This window comes from Budvicia diplopodorum, assembly GCF_009800925.1.
GTDB classification, from domain to species: domain Bacteria; phylum Pseudomonadota; class Gammaproteobacteria; order Enterobacterales; family Enterobacteriaceae; genus Budvicia; species Budvicia diplopodorum.
The window spans coordinates 1-860 of record NZ_WOYF01000043.1 but is presented as its reverse complement, the minus strand read 5'-3'; the positions used below and the strand labels follow the sequence as shown (position 1 = coordinate 860).

Annotated in this window: 1 protein-coding gene; it reads left to right on the top strand. The window is 58.6% G+C overall.

Features of this window, described 5'->3' with window-relative positions:
- Window positions 1–860 (top strand): hemagglutinin repeat-containing protein (locus GVI43_RS15705; protein ID WP_211959118.1); only part of this gene is annotated, 860 nt, incomplete at both ends.

Genomic DNA, 860 nt, shown 5'->3' with positions numbered 1-860 from the left:
GCCGGTAACGACTTAGCCATCAAAGGCTCGGACGTGATTGCGAAAAAAGATATCAGCCTCACCGGCAAGAACGTGTCGGTGGAATCGGTTGAGAACCAAACCAGCATCAAAGACGTGTACGAGCGCACCCAAACCGGTATGACGGTGGCGCTTTCCGGCGCGGTCGGTAGCGCATTGAATGCGGCGGTAACGCAGGCCAAACAGGCGCAGGACGCCAACGACAGCAAGATTGAAGCCTTACAGCAAATCAAAGCGGCCCTGTCGGTGGCTCAGGCCATACAGGCCGGAATGATGAAGCCGGATGGCAACGACGGCTATGTGGGCGTCAGCATCTCCGGCGGTACGCAGGTCACCAAGTCAGAAACCAACACTGAAATCCGTGCGGCGCAGGGCTCGACGCTGGCCGCCGGTAATAACCTGTCTATCACTGCCACCGGCTCCGGCAAGAAAGGCGCCGACGGCGATATCGTGATTAAGGGCAGCGCCATCAATGCGGGCCACGACATCACGCTGGATGCCAACCGCGATGTGACGGTTATCGCGGCCGCCAATACCCAAAAAACCGACAGCGAAAGCCAAAGTTACGGCGGTAATGCCGGGGTCAGCGTGGGCTGGGGCGGGGGTAAGAACGGTATCCGCGTCTTTGCCGATGCCAACTTCTCACAGAGCAATATGAATGCCGACGGCCTCTACTGGACCGAAAGCACCCTCGATGCGGGTAATAAACTCAGCATCATCAGCGGGCGCGATACCAGCCTGATTGGCGCACAGGCCAAAGGCGACAGCGTGTTGATGGACGTCGGCCGCGACCTGACCGTCAGGTCGCTACAGGATACCGACGACTACAGCTACGAAAGTTT